The organism is Candidatus Acetothermia bacterium (genome assembly GCA_024653305.1).
Taxonomy (GTDB): Bacteria; Bipolaricaulota; Bipolaricaulia; order Bipolaricaulales; family Bipolaricaulaceae; genus JACIWI01.
Genome location: JANLFW010000001.1, coordinates 18,739 through 39,265, shown reverse-complemented (window position 1 = coordinate 39,265; position 20,527 = coordinate 18,739). Strand labels below are relative to the sequence as shown.

Below are 20,527 nucleotides of genomic sequence, written 5' to 3'. Positions count from 1 at the left end.
GGAGAATTGGTGCTGCGGGGCCGTAGCTCAGTTGGGAGAGCGCTAGCATGGCATGCTAGAGGCCACGGGTTCAACTCCCGTCGGCTCCAGACGAGGAGAGCTTGGCGACGCTCACGACCACGGCCACGGTGGCCCTACGGGTGATTCAGGACTGGGCGCTCCGGAGGTGCGTGGAAGGGGGCTTGTTCGGTGGTCAAGAGCAACTTCAGACCGCACGGACTAACAGCCGCTTGTGCCGAGTTCTGGGGACATGACGAGCTTCACCGTGGCGATCTCCCCGCCCCTCACCACCATCTCGACCGTGTCAGGAGAAAGCAGGTCGAGAGGTCGCATTGGGGTTTCGTCCAGCCTAACACACTCAGCTTGTGTCACTTTCCAGAGCGTCTTGATCTTTCCGCGAACACTTCGCTCCAGAGGGTTATACACGCGCACGATGATCGCGTTCTCCTCTTCTGCCCGTTTGACTGTGCTGAAGACCAGGCCAGGACCCTCAACGCTGAGCAAGCTCCCCTCCGCAGGCAATCCCCCTCTCCCCGGCCCTGCCAACCGGACCCCCACGAAGGGAGCGCAGAACGCATGCGCAGCCTGCCATACCTGAGCGTGCTCCCATGTCCCCTGGTACGTGTATATGGCGAACTCGAACCGATGACGACCGAGGCACTGCGCCTCGGGTGTCTCGTAGGGCGGCCCGGCGTGCCCTCGTCTGGTGATCAGGTCATCGCGCGAGAGCCATCCCACCCCTCGGATCAGAGTGAGGTAGATGGTACCATCCGCAGTGACCTCGTACTCTGGAAGGCCTCGATTTAGGATCGCGACCCCGCCCTCCTTTCCCTCCACCGCCACGAAAGCCTTGTGGGGATGAGTGCCTGGTGGGACTTCAATCCACCCTTCCCCGTCTGGCGGCCGTACCGGTCGACGCGCCAGTCCGAAGGTATCCTCAGCTAGAGAGCTCGCCACCTGGATCCCCGTGGGAAACGCCACACGAAGCCGATGGTCGCGCACGTTGTTCTCCACCTCTGCGGCGATGTCGATCCTCTTGAGGCCCCGCGCAAGCGACACGAAAAGGGTCACCGGACAGTCCACTCTCCGCTTGCTGCGGGCGCGGCGATCTGCGTCAAGAGCCTCGGGCAGCGGAAGCGTGAAGTCCACCCGCAGCATGGCCTTCCAAGGGCAGGAGTCTACCATCCGAACGCGCGCGGTGGTCCGGTGAGATGTAACGATCTGTTGTCCCTCTGGTGGGGACCAGTTGTACTCGTCGCCGGCGTCCCCGCAGTCCTCGAGAAAGCCTTGCCCGCAGTACAGGCGACCGCTCTCCTTGTCCAGGATGTCAAGGGTTCCGTTCTGCTGCACTGTGACCCGGTAAAACTCGTTCTCGAGTGCCTGTTCGCCCGCCACCAGCGGGCCTTCCCCGGGCGACGCGTGCCCCGGAACGATCCTGTACAGTTTTACGCCAAGGGGTGGGAGGCGGGCTGGGAAGGCGACCGCTTTCTTGACCGCATGCCTGACCCCAGCGAGCACGTCCTCGGAGTCAAGCCGCTCGCCGCGCAGGACGAAGGGCACCGGCTGGCCACGAGGGTCGAGCAGGACGCAGGTCTTTGGATCGGTGGGTGTCCCATGTGCGCCCTCACGCTCATCGGGCCCTGATGGTATCTGGGAGTCCACTTCCACAACCACTTCCTCTTGCCTTTCCCAGGGGCATGGGTTGAACACAAGGATGGGGATCTCCGCGGAGAGGGGGTCCGCCTTGGGGAGGACGTGGGCACCGATGCTTTGCAGGGCCTCTCGCACAACTGTCTTGGCGATTGCTTCTGCTCGCGCAAAGCGGGCCATCATCTCCCGGTGCACAGGGTCGACACCCGTCCCGCAGATGGAATCGTGCGCATGGTTCTGGAGAACAAGCTCCCACGCTGCCCACACGAACGGAGCGAAGTCAGCCCCCAGGTGGGAAGCAAACGCGGCCAGTGGCTCGGCGAATCGCTCGAGCAGGGTCTGGAGGGTCCAGTTCCGCTGTTTCAGGTACATCCTGGCCGAGTAGATCCCGCTGAGGATGGGATGGTGTTTCCCCAGCCGCAGCTCCCCCTGTATGACCGGGAGCTCCGGTGCGACCTCCTGAACTTCCCGAACGTAGTCCGACAAGGTCCCCTGACGGAAGACATAACCTGGCCACTCCGCGTTGAGGCGCGACAGGACATCCAACACCTCCGTTTGTGGCCCAAGGTGATCGCACCCATTCGGGATCAGGACGGTGTCCGTGGAGCTCCGAGCACGCAGAAACCCAAGAAGCGAGACAAGAGAGGCGTCGGCCGATAGGAACGCTCCTGCGCAGTACCCCGCCTCCATGACGTGCGTCAGCACCTCTGAACCGTCCAGGGCCCTCCAGCGGAACTCCGCCTTGCCCGCCTCCTCACACGCCAGATCCGCGCCCCTTGTGAGGAACGCGGAGCCGATCCCGAAACCCTGGAGGATCTGGGGAAGTTGTGCGATGTGCCCGAACGCGTCCGGAAGGTAACCCTCCGGCATTGGCTCGCCAAAACGGCGAGCGCTCCGGCGCCCAAGGAGCAGATTGCGGATCAGGGACTCTCCCGACACCAGGAACTCGTCCGGCTGCACGTACCAGGGACCGATCAGGAGCTTCCCCTCGCGCACGACCTGGCGGATCATTTCCTCCTTCTCTGGCCGGATCTCCAGGTAGTCAAGGAGAGGAAGCACCTGGCCGTCCAACATGAATGTGTACCCTCGATGACGATCGAACAACCCCAACAGCTGGTCAACGGCCTTGACCAGCCAGTACCGATACTCTTCGCACGTGAGATACCACTCTCGGTCCCAATGGGTATGGGAGACGACGATCACCTGTATCTTGTCCCCGTGCCTATCCCGACACGTCATGGCACCACCTTGACCAAGTCTCTTCGGGACCTCGACAGGGTGACTTCGAGCCGCGTAGTTGTGAGGGAGCATTGCACATCGCCGCTCCCAAGCATCAGACGCACGTCCATCCTATCCCCACTTTTCCCAGGGCATATCCGATCTCCCTTAAGTATTCCCCGTAGCAGATCATCCAGTGGAACCCGCGCATCTCCTGCAGAAGCTTCCTCCAATCCCCGTCGATCCCCACCTCTGCCTGGGAACGACGTGGGGAACGAAGGGGTGTCCAGGATTCGGCCTTTGAACCCGATCCAATGTTCACCACGGAAGTCCGGGATGACTGCCGTTACTGCCTGCCCTTTGGTGAACGCCACCCTTGGAGCAGCGTAGTCCGACTCGAAATGGGTTAGGATGTTCGCGGTCTCATAGCCTTTGCCTGCCATCCGCCGTGGCGCAGTGCAGTGGGCAACCGTGACTTGTCCGTCGTAGGGGTACGTCGGGTCGGCGAGGAAAACCGGCTTCCCGGAGATGTAGTGAAGCAGGATCCCGGCAGGGATCACTACGAAGTCGGACTCGCAGAATGCCAGGCCCCCCTCGTCGTTGACGACGCTGAGAGGAAGGCAAGCGGTGGTCTCGGCGAGGGGGATGATGGTGCTCATGCACTCGTCCACGGTAACCGCATCCGCCTCGAGCTCGTTCATCACATCCCTCAACACCTGGTAGAGGACAAACGCGTTCACGACAAACCTTCTGTCCGTACGGAGCGAAACCCCCTCCTGGGCGAGGTACTCCTCCGCCTTCGCCCGGGCGTGCGAGACCGCTTTGGGGTCGGTCTTGGCCATGCGGATCCTGTGCGCCAACTCAGGGTAGGAGAGCTCTATGATGTCCAACCCCCATCTTGCGCGCGCCAAGCGCGCCGCCCGAGACCCGATGCCCCATCCCCCTGCACTTCCGATGGCGACGATGCGTTTCCCCAAACTGTTCTTCAGTCCGTGTAGCGCGCGGAGTCGCCAGATTACCTCGTTGTAGTCGTCGACAACAACGTCGTCCACATTCACGCTAAGAGCGCGGAACTCATCGGAACCGCCCCGCAGGAAGCTCGGGTGGATGATCTCGTACCACGTGTAGAGCGGGCCTGACTTATGTCTCAAGAAGATAAGGCTCCAGTTGCTTGACGACACGACGCCCTCCAGGATGTCCCGTCCGCCACCTGCCGCATACAGCAGAGAGACGTCGTGGGACCTGAGTGCGTCCTTGATCCGGGCGAGCTCATCGACAGCACCAATGCAGGAAACCGGTGAGACCTCCAGGTCGAAGGAAGCGGTTGCGACTGCTCGCCCTAGCTCGTCCGTGATCCTGCGGGTTTCTTCCTCCACATCGCCCTCGCTCTGCAGTCCCCCCAAGGCCGCCAACTCGTTCCCTCACACCTTTGGTGGAGTTCGTAGGTCAGAATGGGCTTCACCCTCAGCGTCATCGGCTCCCACCCTTCTGTGAGCCTCGGAGGAACCGGGAATGCCAGACAGGGTTCGTCATGGCTACCATAGGCAAGCCCTCAACCGGCGTCTTGTGGCGCGTGTCTGGTACACGGATTTCGGCCCGCACATACCCATGGTCTGCCAAAGCCAGATCGTGCTGGAAGACCCAGTCCGCCGACGGAACCACCTCCCTCGCGACTTCCCCGCGCCGGGTGAGGAGCCTCAGCCAAAGCCCCTCCCCGCCCACCACCCGTACCTCAACGCGGCATTCGTCCATCTCCACCACGTCGCCCTGCAGGGCCACCTGCCCGCTTCCGCGGGCAATCAGCACAGCCTGCGCCCCGGACACACATGCGGAGATCGTCACATGTCCAGCGCGAATGCCAGCGAGAACGGACTCCACTGTCAAGTCCTGCGCGTAGACCCATGTCGTAGGGTAGCCCAGCCAGTCGAACGACCGCCCGTTCGCGAGCGGGAACGGGTGGCTGTCGCTTCCACCCACCGCAACGACCCGCCGCCCCGAGCGCAGGAGGTGCTCCCAGAACGCCAGGCTGTGGTCGTTCTCCCTGGGCCAAGGCCCTTGCCAGACTTCCACACAGTCAAAGGGAACATCCAGGCCGAACTTCCACTCCGGCCCTTTCGGCTTCGGATGGTTGACGGAGAACAAACGTCCTTCGCGATGGGCTTCCGCACACACCCGGCCAATCTCCTGCGTTGTGCGGCACCGAAAGTCGAGCCAACGTCCAGGCCCCCAGACGTTCGCGTGTCCGTAGTAGGTGGTGACTTCTTGCCCGGGGATGAGGCAGAGATCCGGGCCACTGTGGGCGGCAAGGTGGGCGTGGTGGCTGACGGTGTTGTGGTCGGTGACGGCGAGGAAATCGAGGCCACGTCTGCGTGCAGCGGCAGCCAGTTCTCCGACGCTGCACCGGGCGTCCGAGTGATGGCTGTGGGAGTGCAGGTCACCTTTGACCCACCCCGGACCGCGATGGGGCATCAGGTCGACCGAATAGGCGGGCGGTCGCTCTTCCGGAAGCTCCCCCTCAACGTCGGACACGAGGATCTCCAGGAGGTAGTGACAACCCCCGGAGGTTACCTGGTAGAGCCCGAGGAGAACGTGCCAGATGCCCGCGATGATCGGACCAGGCAGATACCCTGGCGTGGCAGCGTGCTCGGTCACGACCACTTGGTCCCTTTCACTGCCACTCCATCCACGAAACCCCTCGGCTGTGAGGAACTCGCTCCCCCGAGGATCAAACAAACCGAGATCGAGGACGTTGCCCGCCTCGCGATCGTAAGCGTAGCGGATCTCGATCCGCTTCGTTCCCCCCGGAACCGGGAACGGGAGAAGCCGGTACGGTGAAATGGCCTGATCGGTGGGCGCGGACCTGCCCGCGCGGACGATCTTCACCCCCATCCTCCCTCAAGAGAGGTCGAAGTCCCCGGGCAACAGCCAGGATCGAGCCTCACACGGAAGAGGATGTACATCTTCTGTCCCTTTACACGAGGCGGTCGCCAGAGCTACGGAATATGTGGAGACGGTTCAGGTCCAGGCGGACCCAGACTTGGTCTGTCAACGACGGAGGTTGGTCTGTGAACAGTCTTACTGACGCTATCGTGCCTCCCAGGCGCAGGGTTACCAGGGTCTCCGCGCCGAGGGGCTGGACAGCGTATACCTGGCCGCGAATGGCGTGTGGACCTCCGGTATCCGAGAGGTTGATGTGCTCCGGCCGAACGCCTAAGACGAGCTCCTCCCCTGTGGGGACATCGATGGGGACCCGCTCTTGAAGGGGACTGACGTCCAGCCGGAACCCCTCGCCAACAAGCAGAAGGGACTCTGAAGCACGCTCGAGGGCACACGGAATCAGGTTCATGGGAGGATTGCCGACGAAGCCTGCTACCATGGTGGTGCTTGGCTGGCGGTAGACCTGAAAGGGCGTGCCCACTTGGATCAACCGGCCTTGGTCCATGACGGCAATACGATCGGCCATTGCCATGGCTTCTGCCTGGTCATGTGTCACGTAGATCGCCGTCACCCCTACCTCTTGCTGCAAGTGCTTCAGGAAGGCGCGGGCCTCCAGGCGCAGCTTCGCGTCGAGGTTAGAAAGCGGCTCGTCAAACAGGAAGACCTTGGGCTTGTGCACCAGAGCCCTGGCCACGGCTGCCCGCTGCTGCTGCCCTCCGGACACCTGTGCAGGGCGGCGGCCAAGCAGATGACCGATCCCCAGGTGGTCGGCCACTTCCCGTACCCTGGCCTCCAACGTCTTCCGGGGCGTCCTGCGCACCTTGAGGGGGTACCCAATGTTGTCGAGAAGGGTCATGTGGGGGTACAGCGCGTAGTCCTGGAACACCATCGCCACGTCTCGTTCTCGTGGGTGCAGACCTGTGATGTCGCGGCCGCAGAGAAGGATGCGCCCCTCGGTTGGCCTTTCCAGCCCGGCAATGAGTCGGAGGGTCGTGGTCTTTCCGCAACCAGAGGGGCCAAGCAGAGCGAAGAACTCCCCTTCGCCGATGGTCAGGGTGACGTGGTCCACCGCGGTGACGGTGCCAAACCGTTTGGTGAGGCGTTCCAGCGCTAGGTAGTCGGGCGATGTGCGTTGGCCCACGCCGTCTTCGTGAGCGGCCAGCTCGCTCCCCCGCGTAGTCATCGCTTGATCCCCCCGAAGAACCTGAACCCATACCGCCAGTTGACGAAAAGGTAGAGAGCCGCCACCGGCAGTGTGTAGAGCAGGGAGTAGGCGGAAACGACCGTCAAAATCGGCGTCCCCCCTTCCGTGTAGAAGGAGTAGACCGCCACCGGGGCGGGCATCTTGTCAGGGCTGCGGATGAGGATCATCGGGATGAGGAAGTCCCCCCAAGCTTGGACGAAGGCCCACACGGCCACAACCATCATCCCCGGGCGCACAACCGGTGCGACCACGTGCCGGAACATCTGCCAGGTAGTAGCTCCACTCACGATCGCCGATTCCTCGTAGGAGCGGGGAACGCTGTCAACGAACCCGCGTATGAGAAAAATTCCTGTGGGCAGGAGTCCTCCAATGGATACGAGGATCACACCGATATGAGTATCAATGAGTCGTAACGAATAGAGGAGGAGGAAGATAGGCACCATGGCCGCTGTACCGGTCACCACGGAAGAGAAAAGTATGAGGACATAAACTAGCACATTATGGCCAGGAATTCTCATTCGAGAGAGAGCGTATGCAGCAAGCGTTGCGATGATGGTAACCCCAAACATGGCTCCGCCTGCCAGAATTGGGCTGTTCATAAGCAGGGCCCGTACGGCGAACCGGTTTGCAAATACTGCTCGGAAGTTTTCCAATGTAGGGGTGGAGGGGATGGCCGCGCGCAACGTGGCCCTGGGGTTGAACGGGGCCGTCAAGAGCCAAAACAGGGGAAGGAGGAAGAAGGCGGCCAACAGGATGGCGAGCAGCGATCGTCCACCATGGATGAACAACGACTTCAGGCGCCTCATTGGTACACCGCCTGTCTCTTCAACGACACAAGATAGCCCACGGCCAGGATCAGGTTGATCACCATGATGATCACGGCGGCGGTCGCCCCTCTGCCGAACTCCAGGAACCTGAACGCCACGCGGTAGGTGTACATCGACACCGTCTCGCTACGGAACAGGGGGCCCCCACCGGTTATGAGGTAGGGTGTGAACACGTTGAACGTCCAGAGCGTCACCAGGATCAGAGCGGTAAGCACGTGGGGCCTGATAAGCGGGAAGATCACGTCGCGGAATCTCTGCCAACCGGTGGCCCCCACCACCTCGGATGTCTCCCAGTACGAGGGGGGGATGGTGCCCAGAGCGGCCGAGAACAGGAGCATCGAGAACGCCGTCCCCCGCCAGATGTTGAACAAGATGATGGCCAACAACGGATAATCGAAGTACCAGTCGACAGCTCCCAGCCCGAGGCTCGTCAGAATGGCGTTGAGGGTCCCGAAGTCACGGTCAAGGAAGGCGATCCAGGTGAACGCCACCGTGACCCCCGGGAGAATCCAGGCGACGATAGCTAAAGTGAACACGGCTTCCCTGAGCGCTCGCCGACAGCGGTGGAAGACGAGAGCCATCCCCAACCCCAAAGGGACCTGGCCCAGGACAGCCGAGCCCACCACGAAGAGCAGGGTGTTCCACAGGGCGTTCCCGAACTCCCCGGGGCGCATCCACCGCTGCAGGTCGAACAGCCGCAAGTAGTTCTGCAACCCCACGAAGGAAGGGGACACCGCCCCCAGTCCAGTGAGGGTGCGGTTGGTGAAGCTGATGATGAACACCCACACGAACGGAAACAGGAGGAACACTCCGATGAAGATCAGCGCCGGTGCCAAGAACCCTACGCCGATTCTCCTGGGTAGAAGCTGTTGTGGTCCTGACAACTGGCACCCCCGAAAGAAGCTGGGGGCCCGGCTGCCCCGGGCCCCCAACAAGCCCCGTCAGGGAACGATCAACACGTTTCCGGCCCCGACGATCGCCTGGAGTGCCTCCTTGTAGGCGACCATGGCTTCCTCGGGCGTCATCAGGCCGGCGACCACGCGTTCGGTCATGAGCTGCGCCTCGTAGGAGATCTTCGGGTATCCAGGGAACATCGGCCGAACTGTGGTCAGCGGCAGGAGTGCCTCAGCCATGGCGGTCATCGCGGGATCGCCGAGCACGGGGACGTCCACCCGGCAGCGAATCCGGGGTTGGATCCTCTGGAACTCCAGCTGCATCTCCTTGCTGAACGCGAAGCTGACCAGAGCCCACGCTTCCTCGGGGTGCGGAGTGTTGGGGTTGAGGATGAAGCCCGTGCCGCCGGAGATGGTGACGAAGTCCTGGCCCCGATACCCTGCCCCTGGCTGGTTGGCCGGCATCTTCGCCCAACCCACCACTTCCTCACGGTTCGGCACTGCCCACTCCGACCCGGGGGCGATCACCGACCGCCAGAACCAGTCGCCTTCCACAAGCATTGCGATCTTCCCGTCCCGGAAACCCTCGAACGTGCGGGCACGTGCTCCGGGCAAAAGCTGCATGCGTGCGTCTCCCAGCTTCTCGTCGATGTAGACAGTCTTGTAGAACCGGAGGGCCTCGAGAATCCCGGGGTGCTGGCCGTACCACTTCTCCGCGTCGAAGTCGTACATGTGAATACCGGTTCCGAGGAGGACCATGAACCAACCCTGCATCGTGGTTGCCTCACCCATGTCGGTTCCGGCGTTGATCTGAAGGGGGATCACGCCTGGCAGTCGCTCCTTGATCAGGCGGGCAGTGTCCAGCAGTTCCTCCCAGCTTCGGGGTTGCCATTCGTGGATTCCCACCTTTGGCTGGAGGATCCCCGCCTGCTCGAACAGGTCTCGGCGATAGAAGATGACGCGCACATCAGTACCATGAGCGATACCGTAGACCTCGCCACGATACCCAAGGATCTCCCTCATCCCCAGCGGGATGAACTCCCATCCTTCCCAGTCCCACACGGCGGGCCCGGCGACCCGCTCCAAGGGCTTCACCAGCCCAGCCTCGACGAACTCCGGGATCCAGAATCCGTCGAACCCAAGAATGTCAGCGCCCCGACCGACGCTGAGGTCGAGGGCGTACTGCTGTTTCAGGGCCTCATCGGTGCCACCAAACTGGATGAACTCGACCTGGACATCCTTGCCCTGAGCTCGCATGGCGGCAACGAAGGCTGGGAACACCACGTCCTCGAGCCACTGTACCAGCTGGGTGTTAACCCCTCCTCGCACCGCACGCGAGGTCACCGTCAGCTTGATGGGCTGCGCCCAAGCGCTGATCCCCACCAAGCCCATGGCTACTGCCGCCAGTACTAGGACCTTCCCGAACGAGCGTGCCCTGTGCGCGCGCATGGTTCACCTCCTGTGGCTACATCCGCGCGTTTCCTCCTCGACCCCACTTCTCCCGGCCGATCACCCCCTTTGACCCGACACCTCGGTCACCCTCTCACGGGATGGAGCAGTTGAACCCCGGATGACGAGCTCCCCGGGAAGCAAGACGGGATACGTTGCTGTCTGCATCTTGATTGCGTGAAGCAGAAGGTTCACCGCCCAATAGCCCAACCAGTTCTCGTGCAGCGCAACCGCAGTAAGAGGGGGGATGGAATACCGTGTGAGTTCCGTGTCATCCACGCATACAACCGAAACATCGTCAGGAACAGCCAGACCAGAGTCACGAAACGCGCGGACAGCTCCCACTGCTTGGATCCCGCTGACGGCGAACAGCGCGGAGAACCTGTGCTCTGCCAAGCCCGCGCGTACGACCTCGTAGGCTGCTTCTTCGGTTTGCTCGGACCGCCATACGAGCCCTTTATCGTAGGGAAGCCCTGCCTCCTCCAGAGCGGTGCGGTAGCCTAGGAGCCGATCGTGACAGAAAGTGAACTGCTCCGGTCCGTTCAGAAAGGCGATTCGACGATGGCCGCACTCGATGAGGTGTCGAACTCCCACGCGGCTTACCTCGACGTTGTCGTTGTCCACGTAGACCGCGTCCTCCACAGGGCGGCCAATGAACACAACCGGGGCGCGGTGACGCTTGAAGTCCCGGAGGTACGAACTAGATACCGTGGGGTTGGTGATGACGAACCCATCAGCGGATCGGGTTCGGACCGCGGCGCGAATGGCCGCCTTTGCCTCCTCTTCGGAGTCAGCAATGTGCAGGGACACGGTATAGCCTTCTTCCATAGCCGCCCGGTGCATGCCACGGATGAGCCGCATGAAGAAGCCAGACGAGGTGAAGAGGTGCTCAACCGTAGTCGGGTTGACCAACCCGATGGTCCGCGTACGCCCATCCGCAAGGTTCTTGGCCGCGGCGTGGGGGGAGTAGTCGAGGTCCTCGGCAGCCTGCAGCACGCGAAGTCGGGTCCGCTGACTCACCTGCGGCTTGCCGTTCAGGGCCAACGATGCCGTGGAGACTGCTACCCCTGCTCGCTTGGCCACATCCCTGATCGTCGGTGATCCACCCATGGTTATCGAACCGGTTCATTATGGTGCCCCCAGCCGTTCCCGTCAACTCCGGGCCGCGTCCGGTGGTCGGTGAGCGAAGTCAACCTTGCCCTGGGACTGGACGGGGTGACGCACGGCGCTGGTAGCACAACCTGCGCTCCCGCTTCACAGGGCCAGACCTTCTTTGTCGAAACGGTTCGACATTGGGCATGGACAACAGAAAGGTTTCGCCCCCCGGTCGGGCATCGGGTGCTCGGCTGGCCGAGGGGCCGCGGCTGGCGCCGTCTTCTCCGACCGGACCCCTCCCAACCAGCGACGCCAGCCCGCCGAGGGCCGTTTCCTTGTACTTGCGGTCCATGTCCCGCCCGATCTCCCGCATCGCCGCCACCGCGGCGTCGAACTTGATCTTGTCCTCGGCGCGGGTCAGGACGGCCAGGTTCGCCGCGTTCATCGCCGCCACCGCCGCCGCGGCGTTCCGTTCGATGCACGGGATCTGAACCAGCCCGTACACGGGGTCGCACGTGAGCCCGAGGTAGTGCTCAAGGGCGGTCTCCGCGGCGCGGTCCACTTGGTCCTCCACGTCCCCGCCCAGGAGATAGCACGCCCCGGCGGCGGCCATGGCGCTCGCCGTTGCCACCTCGCCTTGGCAGCCTACCTCCGCTCCGGAGATGGAGGCGTTCTTCGCCACTGCCAGGCCGACCAGCCCGGCCACGAGGAGCGCGTCATGAACCCGCGCGTCCGGGAAGCCAAACTTCTCCTGAAGGACCTTCAAGGCCGCTGGCACCCCCCCGCCGATCCGCACGTGGGGGCGGTGACCACCCGACCGCCGGCCGCGTTCTCCTCGGCCACGGCGATGGCGTACACCGAAGCTTGAGCCGTTTCCCAGGACAGGACCTGCCGCTCCCGTGCCCGATGCCGGAGTTCCTCGTACATGCCCGGGGCTCGCCGCGCGAGAACGAGCGGGCCGGGCAGAACGCCTCGGGTGCGGAGCCCACGGGCGATGGCGTCCTCCATCGCCGCCCAGAGGAGGTCCAACCTCCGGTCCACCCCATCCCCACCGAGTCCGAGCCGGGCCTCGTTCTCCCGGACAAACCCGGCGAGGTCGATCCCCCGCGCCCGGCATGCCGCCACGACCTCGGTCATCGTAAACCCACCCTGCCCCCAGCCCGGTCCCGGGCCAAACGTGCCCCCGGCCACCGCCCCGCCGCCCAGGGACCGGTATTCTTCGCCGAAGAGGACGCGACCGTTCCCGTCGGTGAGCTGGAACCGCAGGGTGTTAGGATGAGACAGATCACGGGCCGACTCGGTACGTCCATGCTCGGCTCCTTTCCCTTACGGTTCCGCCCCGGGCGCGTCCTGGGGCAGGAGACCTTGAGGGGACACGCACTTGCGGGCGGAGGCGAGGTACCCGGTGAACCCGGTCATGTGCTCGCTCGGCCGCACCCCTTCCCGCTGGCGCACCAAGACCCTCCGTTCCAGGAGCTCGACCACCTCGACCGCAGCGAACCCCGTCTCCGTGAGGACCCGCACCGCTTCCTTCAGCTGCTCGGCGGTGGGGACGATGAGGGCCAGGGGCCGCCCAGGGGCCAGGGCTCCATACGCTGCGGGGATCGCCTCCCACGGACCGGGCAGGTCGAGGAAGGCGGCGTCCACGTCGCTTACCGGAAAAGGCTCGCCGGCGGTGAGGACTTGGGCCTCCACCCGGGAGGCTAGCCCGGCCCGGGCGATGTTGGCGAGGGCGTTTTCCAGGAACTCCTCCCGCCGGTCGAACGTGTACACCCGGCCTTCGGGCCCGACAAGCTGGGCGAGCAGGATCGTGAAAGCGCCCGACCCGGTGCCCATCTCCAGCACCCGCATCCCCGGCCGAACGTCGAGGGCCAGGATGAGCCACCCCGCATCCTTGGGGTACACGATTTGGGTTCGTCGCCGCACCTTGAACATCCGTTCCCTGACCCGGGGGCGAAACACGAGGAACCGGTGCCCAGTACCAGAGAGCACGGTCGAGCCTTCGGGGTTTCCCGCGACGTCGTCGTGGGCGATGGTCCCGCGATGGGTGTGGAGGGCTCGGCCCCGCTCCAGGCGCACGAGGAACGTCCGGTCCTTACCAACCTCCATGAGGAGGACGTCCTCCCCGTACTCAAGCGGCTTCGTCACGTCGGACCTCCCGGCTCCGCATCGCTTTCCAAGAGAAATGCTCATATCAAGGCGATTATAGCCGGTGGCTGGGGCCGGCCGGCGTGGCATGATCCGTTGCTAGCGATGGCCGTCCTGAACGATCGGGAGATCGCGGAGCTGTGCCGGTCTTCTCCGCCGCTCGTCGTGCCGTTCGTCCCCCGCCAGGAGGGCAAACCTTCGTACGGCTTGGGCTCGTTCGGCTACGATGTGCGGCTCGGCCGCCGGTTCCTGGTGCCGGCGAAGATGGACGTGGTGGTCGATCCGCTCTGCTCCCCCCGGGGCTCTTTCAAGAGGTGGAAGCGGACCGGGCCTTCGCGCTCGCCCCGCATACAACGGTCCTCGCCAGTCGGTGGAGTGGGTCAACATGCCCGACGACGTGCTGGGCCTGATGACGGGGAAGAGCTCCTACGCCCGGTGTGGCCTTCTCGTGAACATGACCCCGCTCGAGCCAGGGTAGCGGGGGCGGCTCACCATCGGGCTTGTCAATCGATCGCCGTACCCGATCCGCCTCCACGTGGGACAGGGGATCGCCCAGATCGTGTTCTTCCGCGGGGAACGACCAACGCGCATCTACGGGGAGAAGGTGGCCGGAGGAAGCTACCAGGGCCAGCCCGGGGTGACCTTGCCCCGTTAGAACCGGTCCATGTTTCCATGTTCGTGAGTTCCCCTGTTGATCCCGATTCCCTGCTGGGCGTTGCCCACGGTCGCCGGGTGCGGTTGGTCCACGGCAAGGCTATGGCGGGCGTGGACGCGGTATCATGGACCCGGGCGGCTGGACACGAGGGGAGGTCGGGGATGACGACAGTGGTGGTGTACTACACAAGGTTCGGGAGCACGGCCAAGGTCGCCCAAGCTCTGGCGGCGGAGCTCGGGGCGGAGGTGCGCGAGATCAAGGCGGTTCGTGAGCGCGGGTTCGTGGGGATGGGGTTCCGCTCGATCCTGAACCTGCACATGCCCATCCAACCGATGAACCTCGGCTTCTCCGGGGTCGACCGGATCGTGCTGTGCACGCCGGTATGGGCCGGGAAACCGGCGTGCCCAGCCCGCGCCTTCCTGCGCAAGGCGGATCTCAAGGGGAAGCGGCTGGCGGTGCTCTTCTCCACCTGGGGGGGAGCGATCGACCGGGCCATCGGGGCGATCAAGGCCGACGTGGTCCGCCAGGGCGCGGAAGTAGGCCCGGTGGACAAGGTCGTGACCAAGGGGTTGAGCGACGGGCAGCTTCGGGAGGCGGCCCGGGGGTTCGCCCAGAAGCTCAGACCATAGCCACGGACGACTGGTCCGGGGCCGCTAGTCGGCCTTGTTCTGGGTGGGGCGGCCCGACCCCGCAAGGTCGGGGAGGCGGAACAGGGTCCGGTAATCGCGGGCAAACCTGGCGGCCACGTCTTCGGGCACCCCCTGGCGTATGAGCCGCTTCCGGAAGATCCGGACCGCACAGCTCCGCCGCCACAGGAGTCCTACCGCGAAGAGGATCAGGGCGGCGAGGACGCGCACCACTGCCCACGCCGCCCCGGCCCAGGCGAGCACGCGCTTCAGTCGTCCTCCTCGCTTTCCTTCTTGGAGCCAGGGTTCACGTTCTGAAAGACGTCGCGCAGGTTGATCATGTACCCGCGGGCCATGTCCAGGGCGTCCTCCTTGGCGATCCCGGCCTCCACGAGCTTCTTGTAGAACGTGGCCACCGCGTCGGCCATGTTCGCCGCTGCCTCCTTGGAGTACAGCACGTCCCGCAACCCACGCACCAGCCCCGGGACCCGTTCCGCCACCACGTCCAGGACCTGTCGCAGCTCCTCGACGTCCGTCTTTTCCTTCTGCTCTTTGTCGTCGCTCACCGCTCACCTCCCAACTTCGAACACCGGTACTTCCCGGCCCAGGATCTGGAGTCTTCCCATCACGGGGACGCCGGTCCTGGTCGCCGTCAGCCCCACGGAAAGCCCGAGCAGGAACGAGCCCACGTCCACCCGGGCCAGGGGCATCCCCTGGGCGCGGGCCGCCACCCTGGCCCACGTCCCCTGCGGCGCCCTGGGCATCCCGCCGAACGCCCGTCGGAGCTCGCGGGCCCACCGCGCCGCCTGGACAAGCTCATCCTGACACGTGGCGCAGCCGACCACGTGCCGCACGAGGTCCCTGGCCTCCCCCTCCGGAAGGCTCCCCGCCGCGTACCAAGGGATCAGCTCGCCTGCCCGCCCGCAGTCCATGGGCTCAGCACCTCCGCCAGCCTTCGCTTCGCGTGGTACATGCGCGACTTCACCGTGCCCTCCGGTATTCCAAGGAGCCCGGCGATCTCCCGGTAGGATAGGCCCTCGTAAACCGCAAGGAACACGACTTCCCGCTCACCGGGAGGGAGGGCGGCCACCGCGTCCCGCACCCGATCTTCCTGCTCCACCACATCCGCCGGATCCGGGGCACACGTGGGCTCGTTGGCCGTCCGCTCCCCCTTTTCCTCCTCGCGCAGGAGGCGGTACGTCTGGTGTCGGGCGATCCCGAAGATCCACGTCGAGACCTGGGATCGTCCGGCGAACGACCTTGCCCCCTGCCACACGGCGACCATCGTTTCCTGGACGACCTCTTCGGCCAGATGCCGGTTGCGAAGAAGGGTGAGGGCATACCGGAACACCCGGTCCGCGAAGCGCCCGTACAGCTCGCGAAACGCGTCCCCATCCCCTTGCGCCACTCGGGCCACAAGTTCGCCGTCTTGGGCCACCTGCCCCCCTCAATGAGCCCCACGCAGCTCCCACCTTCGGATCATCAGCCCCAGCCACCACCCGATCCGGGAGCGACGGTGTTCACGACCCTGGTGGACCCTTGCCCGGGACCGCGGGCGACACCGGCTTCTCGCCAGCCGCTCCCGATGCTCCACGATCCCCACGTCCTCCATCAACCGGTCGCCGAAGTGCGGCTCCATGATCGCCTCCTCTTGGTCGACGGTGAGTGCCGGAACCGGGGGGTGAAGGTTCACGGGGCCGGGCGAAGTTGTCCTCGCGGACGGGCCCCCCTAGGATGGGAGACCCTTCGGGTGAGGAGGCGGTGGGAATGACGAGCCGGAAGCACATGGGGTTTTTGTTGGGGATGGCGTGCGCCCTCAGCGGTGCCCTGGCGTTGCTCGGCACAGGGCAGGTGGTGGAGCTCAAGGCCTGGCCCCTTCCCGGGATGAATGCCCTACCCATGGGGATCGGGGTCGCCCAGGACGGGAAGGTGTACTCCACCGAGTTCAATCTGAACAAGATTGGGCTTCTGAACCCGACCACGGACGAGATCCGCGAACGGGGGGTGGGACAGGGTCCGTTCGGGCTGGTGGTGGGGGAACATGGAACGCTCTACTGCACGGTGGTCCTGGACAGCGCGGTGGAAGCGCTCGTGTTCCTCGGCGGGGGCGCCAAGTGGGCGGTGCCCACCCCGGCCGCGTTCCCGGAGGTGCTCGTCGCCGCGCCCACCGGCCCCGGCCAGGTCAACCTGTGGCTGAACGAGCGCAACGCCGGCAAGGTGGCGCGGTTGCCCCGGCCCAGGCGTTGGTGACGATGCCCCTCATCATCACCCAGCCCACGGTCGTCCACCCGGACGTTTCCCAGATCCAACCCGTGGTGTCCCCGGTGACGCCGGAGGTCCACCCCGGGAACCCGATGCTGCCGTCGCCGATCGCGCTCCTGGTCCCGACGGACGGGTCTGGTTCACCCAACGGTTGGCCCCGCTCGCGGTGCTCGACCCAACGACCAACACCGTGCTCCTTTACGGGATCCCGACCGACACCAACGCCCTGGCGATCACCGTGGGGCTCGACGGCTTGGGGAATGTGTGGTTCACCGACCGGGCCGGAGACGCGGTGGGTTATCTAAGCCCGGCCCGGAGCGAGATCACCCTGTACGGGCTCGTCCCCAACTCCCACCCCGTGTTCCTCGCCCTCGACGAGGCCGAGGACGTGTGGTTCACCGCGGAGCGGGGCAACTTCGTGGGCCGGCTCTCGGTCGTCCCCGTCCTCGGCGAGCCGCCGGCGCTCCCGTCCGGGGTGATGTTCACCGGCTACAGTGTCGTTCAGGTCGGGGACCGGGCCTGGGTGAGCGTGTCCTACACCTACGATGGGGGCCACGGTGTGCCGGTCTGGGTTGGGGTCGAGGTCCTGGCCGGCGGGGAGCCCGGGGCCCCGGGGGAGAACGTCCTGGTCCGCGATGGGGAGGAGATCCCCCTCCCCGGGAAGGCCGAGCTTGACCTCCGGCCCGGGGAGGTCCTGAGCGTCCGCACCCCGGGCGGGGGCGGGTACGGGCGGGAGGAGAAGTAGCCCGGCTCCTAGGCCCGCTCAAGGACGCGTTCGCGGCCGGGGATCCGAACCGGATGCTTGAGGAGTACGCCCGGGCCCGGCGCCGGCCGCTCTCCGCCTTCCCCCCCTCCTCGTCCAGGCCCTGTACCCCGTCCAGGAGCTCCTCCAGGTCCTGCCTGAGCTCGACCGCCGGATCGCCCGGGACGGCCTGGCCCAGGCCAGCCGGTGGCTCCTCGACACCCAGATCGGGAGCTGGCGCCCCGAGGTGCCGGAGAGCACCCGGCACGCGCTCCGCTCCGGGCCTGCCCTCGTGTACGAGGACCACCTCTCCCTCCTCACCCCCTTCCTCGTCGCCGCGGCGGTGGACCGGGCCGACCTGCGGATCGTCTCCGTGGACTACGTCCACCACTTCCTCCCCAGCTACAGACCGTACTCTCTTCCCGTGTCCACCCCTTCGGCGAGCCTGCGGGCCTGGACGTGGACCGAGCTCCGGGGCATCGTGGAGGGCAAGCTCCTGGAGCTCATCGCCGGTTGGAGGCCAGCAGGGGGGCGGGAGAAGAACCGGGCCGCGCTCCAGGCGGGCGGGCTCCACCTCCGGGAGGGCGGGTGCGTGCTCATCGCCCCGGCCGGGGGGCGCATCGGCCGGCGGCCCTGGTACCCAGGGATCGGGCACATCGTGGCCCGGGCCGTCCAGGGCCCCGCCCCCCCTGCGCCTTGTGCCCTACCAGGAGCTCCACCTCTCCCCCCACCGGGTGGCCATCTCCCTGCGGCGAGGGCCCCTCGCCCGCCTCGAGCGCCGCCTCCTCCACTGGCGCTCGGCCACGATCCGCTTCGCCGACCCGATCCCCGCCCACGCCCTCGTCCCGGAGGGAGCGGGGGCGGAGGAGATCGCCCGCCGGCTCGAGGCCCACTGGCGGGAGCTGTTCGGCCTCCCGGGCCGATCGGGGCGTTAGCCCGCAAGCTCCTCCAGGGCCCTCCGGACCTCGTCCACGCTCGCCCCGTCCTCGATCGTGGAGAGATCCCCCATCGTCCGGCCCTCGCACAAGGCCTTGAGCACCCGCCGCATGACCTTGCCGGAGCGGGTCTTGGGCAGCCGCGGCACGACCCGCAGCACCTTTGGCGTGGCAATGGGCCCGATCCTCTCCCGAACCAGGCCGATGATCTCCTGAAGCAGGGCGTCGCTCTCCACAGCCCCCTTCTTGAGGACCACGAACACGGCGATGGCCTCGCCCTTGATCTCGTCCTCGACCCCGATCGCCGAAACCTCGGCCACCGCCGGGTGACCGGACACGACCTCCTCCACCTCCCGCGTCCCCAGGCGGTGCCCGGCGACGTTGATCACCTCGTCCGCCCGGCCCAGGAGGCGGAAGTAGCCGTCCTCGTCCCGGATCGCGTAGTCCCCGGAGAAGTACAGGCGCTTGCCGTGGCGGGCAAAGTACCCCCAGTACCCCTGAACGTAGCGCTCGTCGTCGCCCCACAGGGTCTGGAGCGCCCCAGGGGGGAGGGGGGGATGGGCCACGAGGTAGCCCCGCTGCCCCGCGGGAACAGGGTCCCCCCGCTCGTCCACCACCTCCAGCCGCCACCCCACCGCGGCCCGGGTGGGGGAGCCGGGCTTGAACGGCAGGGGCGGAAGTCCCATGTGGTTCGTGATCATCGGCCAACCGCTCTCCGTCTGCCAGTAGTGGTCCACCACCGGCTTCTTCAGGGTCTCCACCGCCCACCGGTAGGTGGGCTCGTCCAGGGGCTCGCCGGCGAGGAACACGTGCCGCAGCCGCGACAGGTCGTGCTCCTCCACCCAGTGGGCCGGGTACTTCCGGAGCATGCGCAGCGCCGTAGGGGCGGAGAAGAGGACCGTGACCCCGTGCTTGGCCGCCACCTCCCACCAGATCCCCGGGTGGGGGCTGTCCGGCGTCCCCTCGTACACCACGGTGGGGATCCCGTAGAGGAGGGGGCCGTAGATGATGTAGCTGTGCCCCACGACCCACCCGATGTCGGAGGTGGACCAGAACACGTCCTCGGGTGTGCAGCCGTAGATGAGGCGCATCGAAGTGTGGAGCGCCACCATGTACCCGCCCGTGTCCCGCACCACCCCCTTGGGCTTGCCCGTGGTGCCCGAGGTGTACAGGATGTAGCTTGGGTCCGTGGACTCCACCGGCAGGGCGGCTACCGCCTTCCCCCCTGCCCTCGCCAGTACCTCGTCCCACACCACGTCCCGCCCGGAGACGGGCTCCCAGGGCACGATCCCCCGGTCGAGGACCACCACGTGGTCCACCTTCGTGGCGGCAAGGGCCACCGCCCGGTCCACGATCCTCTTGAGCTCCACAGGCCTCCCCTTGCGGAGCCCTCCGTCGGCGGTGACGACGACCTTCGCCTGGGAGTCCTCGATTCGATGGGCGAGGGCCTCCCCCGAGAACCCGGCGAACACCACGGAGTGGACCGCCCCGATCCGCACGCAGGCCAGCACGGCCACCAGCGCCTCGGGGACCATGGGGAGGTAGATCACTACCCGGTCTCCCCGCCCCACCCCCAGGCCCTGGAGGGCGGCGGCGCACGCGTTCACCTCCCGAAGAAGCTCCCCGAAGGTCAGGGTCCGGCTCTCCCCAGCCTCCGGGCTCTCCCAGATGACGGCCGGTCTCTCCCCTCGCCCGGCAAGGACGTGGCGGTCAAGGGCGTTGTAGGAGAGGTTCGTCTGCCCGCCCGGGAACCACCGGAAGAACGGGGCCCGCGTCGCGTCGAGAACCCTCTCCGGCTTCTTGGACCAGTGGAGCCGCTCCGCCTCCTCGCCCCAGAACCCCTCGGGGTCTTCGATCGAGCGGCGGTACACCTCCTCGTACGTCAG

General features: G+C 65.7%; 21 protein-coding genes and 1 tRNA gene. 5 read left to right on the top strand and 17 right to left on the bottom strand.

The features are described from left to right. The first annotated feature begins 16 nt into the window (after positions 1–16). Positions 17–89: transfer RNA gene (locus NUV94_00210), tRNA-Ala, on the top strand. Between the two features lie 130 nt (positions 90–219). On the opposite strand, the gene NUV94_00205 is transcribed toward NUV94_00210, so the two are convergent. From NUV94_00205 to NUV94_00155, 11 genes are all read right to left on the bottom strand, one after another. Further along, positions 220–2,889 (bottom strand): glycosyl hydrolase-related protein, encoded by a 2,670-nt coding sequence (locus tag NUV94_00205; protein ID MCR4391219.1) that lies wholly within the window; start codon positions 2,887–2,889, stop codon positions 220–222. Further along, positions 2,886–4,271 (bottom strand): sugar isomerase, encoded by a 1,386-nt coding sequence (locus NUV94_00200; GenBank protein ID MCR4391218.1) that lies wholly within the window; start codon positions 4,269–4,271, stop codon positions 2,886–2,888. Before NUV94_00200 ends, NUV94_00205 begins: the two co-directional genes overlap by 4 nt. Positions 4,272–4,338: 67 nt before the next feature. Beyond that, positions 4,339–5,337 (bottom strand): CehA/McbA family metallohydrolase, encoded by a 999-nt coding sequence (locus tag NUV94_00195; protein ID MCR4391217.1) that lies wholly within the window; start codon positions 5,335–5,337, stop codon positions 4,339–4,341. 502 nt (positions 5,338–5,839) lie between these two features. Further along, complete coding sequence (locus NUV94_00190; protein MCR4391216.1) at positions 5,840–6,988, bottom strand: ABC transporter ATP-binding protein; 1,149 nt, start codon at positions 6,986–6,988, stop codon at positions 5,840–5,842. Further along, entirely contained in the window at positions 6,985–7,815 is an 831-nt protein-coding gene (locus tag NUV94_00185; GenBank protein MCR4391215.1) for a carbohydrate ABC transporter permease, read from the bottom strand. The genes NUV94_00190 and NUV94_00185 overlap by 4 nt, the downstream gene beginning before the upstream one ends. Then, on the bottom strand, positions 7,812–8,672 hold the full coding sequence (locus NUV94_00180; protein ID MCR4391214.1) for a sugar ABC transporter permease: 861 nt from the start codon (positions 8,670–8,672) through the stop codon (positions 7,812–7,814). Before NUV94_00180 ends, NUV94_00185 begins: the two co-directional genes overlap by 4 nt. A gap of 105 nt (positions 8,673–8,777) precedes the next feature. Continuing rightward, the gene (locus NUV94_00175; protein MCR4391213.1) at positions 8,778–10,178 is read right to left on the bottom strand and encodes an extracellular solute-binding protein; all 1,401 of its coding nucleotides are present in this window, start codon (positions 10,176–10,178) and stop codon (positions 8,778–8,780) included. A gap of 60 nt (positions 10,179–10,238) precedes the next feature. Further along, positions 10,239–11,261 carry a LacI family transcriptional regulator gene (locus tag NUV94_00170; GenBank protein ID MCR4391212.1) on the bottom strand — a complete coding sequence of 341 codons (1,023 nt, stop codon included), beginning with the start codon at positions 11,259–11,261 and terminating at the stop codon, positions 10,239–10,241. A gap of 106 nt (positions 11,262–11,367) precedes the next feature. Continuing rightward, complete coding sequence (locus NUV94_00165) at positions 11,368–12,051, bottom strand: L-serine ammonia-lyase, iron-sulfur-dependent, subunit alpha (GenBank protein MCR4391211.1); 684 nt, start codon at positions 12,049–12,051, stop codon at positions 11,368–11,370. Further along, a complete protein-coding gene (locus tag NUV94_00160) occupies positions 12,036–12,410 on the bottom strand; it encodes an L-serine ammonia-lyase, iron-sulfur-dependent, subunit alpha (protein MCR4391210.1) in 375 nt (124 codons plus the stop codon). The genes NUV94_00165 and NUV94_00160 overlap by 16 nt, the downstream gene beginning before the upstream one ends. A 189-nt stretch (positions 12,411–12,599) precedes the next feature. Continuing rightward, the gene (locus NUV94_00155) at positions 12,600–13,421 is read right to left on the bottom strand and encodes a tRNA (adenine-N1)-methyltransferase (GenBank protein MCR4391209.1); all 822 of its coding nucleotides are present in this window, start codon (positions 13,419–13,421) and stop codon (positions 12,600–12,602) included. 816 nt (positions 13,422–14,237) lie between these two features. Between NUV94_00155 and NUV94_00150 the strand changes: the two genes are divergently transcribed. Beyond that, a complete protein-coding gene (locus NUV94_00150) occupies positions 14,238–14,705 on the top strand; it encodes a flavodoxin domain-containing protein (GenBank protein MCR4391208.1) in 468 nt (155 codons plus the stop codon). Positions 14,706–14,729: 24 nt separating this feature from the next. Here the strand turns inward: NUV94_00150 and NUV94_00145 are convergent, their stop codons facing one another. The 5 genes from NUV94_00145 to NUV94_00125 are packed head-to-tail and all read right to left on the bottom strand — an operon-like array spanning position 14,730 to position 16,341. Beyond that, complete coding sequence (locus tag NUV94_00145) at positions 14,730–14,966, bottom strand: hypothetical protein (protein ID MCR4391207.1); 237 nt, start codon at positions 14,964–14,966, stop codon at positions 14,730–14,732. Between the two features lie 5 nt (positions 14,967–14,971). Beyond that, positions 14,972–15,268, bottom strand: coding sequence for a hypothetical protein (locus tag NUV94_00140; protein ID MCR4391206.1), 297 nt, complete (start codon positions 15,266–15,268; stop codon positions 14,972–14,974). A 3-nt stretch (positions 15,269–15,271) separates the two neighbouring features. Continuing rightward, entirely contained in the window at positions 15,272–15,634 is a 363-nt protein-coding gene (locus tag NUV94_00135; protein MCR4391205.1) for a zf-HC2 domain-containing protein, read from the bottom strand. Next, positions 15,607–16,140, bottom strand: a complete 534-nt coding sequence (locus tag NUV94_00130; protein ID MCR4391204.1) for a sigma-70 family RNA polymerase sigma factor — start codon at positions 16,138–16,140, stop codon at positions 15,607–15,609. The genes NUV94_00135 and NUV94_00130 overlap by 28 nt, the downstream gene beginning before the upstream one ends. A 9-nt stretch (positions 16,141–16,149) precedes the next feature. Next, the gene (locus NUV94_00125; GenBank protein ID MCR4391203.1) at positions 16,150–16,341 is read right to left on the bottom strand and encodes a hypothetical protein; all 192 of its coding nucleotides are present in this window, start codon (positions 16,339–16,341) and stop codon (positions 16,150–16,152) included. Positions 16,342–16,469: 128 nt separating this feature from the next. Here NUV94_00125 and NUV94_00120 point away from each other — a divergent pair, with 128 nt between their 5' ends. The 3 genes from NUV94_00120 (at position 16,470) to NUV94_00110 (ending at position 18,641) form a co-directional block, all read left to right on the top strand. Next, the gene (locus NUV94_00120) at positions 16,470–16,952 is read left to right on the top strand and encodes a hypothetical protein (GenBank protein ID MCR4391202.1); all 483 of its coding nucleotides are present in this window, start codon (positions 16,470–16,472) and stop codon (positions 16,950–16,952) included. A gap of 178 nt (positions 16,953–17,130) precedes the next feature. Next, positions 17,131–17,709, top strand: coding sequence for a hydantoinase B/oxoprolinase family protein (locus NUV94_00115; GenBank protein MCR4391201.1), 579 nt, complete (start codon positions 17,131–17,133; stop codon positions 17,707–17,709). A gap of 695 nt (positions 17,710–18,404) precedes the next feature. After that, on the top strand, positions 18,405–18,641 hold the full coding sequence (locus tag NUV94_00110) for a hypothetical protein (GenBank protein MCR4391200.1): 237 nt from the start codon (positions 18,405–18,407) through the stop codon (positions 18,639–18,641). Here NUV94_00110 and acs read toward each other — a convergent pair. Next, complete coding sequence (gene acs, locus NUV94_00105; protein MCR4391199.1) at positions 18,638–20,527, bottom strand: acetate--CoA ligase; 1,890 nt, start codon at positions 20,525–20,527, stop codon at positions 18,638–18,640. The two genes, NUV94_00110 and acs, sit on opposite strands and share 4 nt — an antisense overlap.